General features: G+C 57.9%; 1 protein-coding gene. It reads left to right on the forward strand.

Annotated elements, in window-relative coordinates; genetic code table 11:
- Positions 1 to 925, forward strand: a 925-nt coding sequence (locus HMPREF2875_RS13740) for a VaFE repeat-containing surface-anchored protein (RefSeq protein ID WP_168165579.1), incomplete at both ends; no start/stop codon positions are given.

Below are 925 nucleotides of genomic sequence, written 5' to 3' on the forward strand. Positions count from 1 at the left end.
AGGAGACGACCCCGAATAAGCCGTCTGAGTCGACCACCCCGAATAAGCCGGGCGAGGAGACCACTTCGAAGACCACGGAGCCGAGTGAGCCGTCTGAGTCGACGACTCCGAACGAGCCGGGTGAGGAGACCACTCCGAATAAGCCGGGTGAGGAGACGACCCCGAATAAGCCGTCTGAGTCGACGACTCCGAACGAGCCGGGTGAGGAGACGACCCCGAATAAGCCGGGTGAGGAGTCTGATGAGCCGAAGGTTTCGACGAATGCTGACTTTGCGAATGGTGCAACTGAGGTTGTTGCTGGTGCGAAGGTTAACGATACGGTGACGTATGAGGGTCTGGTTCCGGGTAAGGAATACACTCTTAAGGCGGAGTTGATTTCTAAGGCTGATGGTAAGACTGTTCTGGGTGAGGGTGAGAAGACCTTTACTCCGGAGGCTGCCAACGGTGAGGTTGTTGTTGAGATCACTGTTGATGAGTCTGTGACGGAGCCGGTTGAGGCTGCGGTTGCTTTTGAGGAGTTGACTTCTGTTGAGGTCAACAAGGATGGCGAGGAGACTCCGGATGCTACTTCGGAGAAGCCGAACCATATCGCTGAGCATAAGGACATCAACGATAAGAACCAGACTGTTCCGAAGCCGTCCGAGGAAACGACCCCGAATATGCCGTCTGAGTCGACGACTCCGAACGAGCCGGGTGAGGAGACGACCCCGAATAAGCCGTCTGAGTCGACGACTCCGAACGAGCCGGGTGAGGAGACCACTCCGAATAAGCCGGGTGAGGAGACGACCCCGAACGAGCCGGGTGAGGAGACGACCCCGAATAGGCCGTCTGAGTCGACCACCCCGAATAAGCCGGGTGAGGAGACCACTTCGAAGACCACGGAGCCGAGTGAGCCGTCTGAGTCGACGACTCCGAACGAGCCGGG

Origin of the sequence: Corynebacterium sp. HMSC078H07, from assembly GCF_001812805.1 — a bacterium.
Classification (GTDB): Bacteria; Actinomycetota; Actinomycetes; order Mycobacteriales; family Mycobacteriaceae; genus Corynebacterium.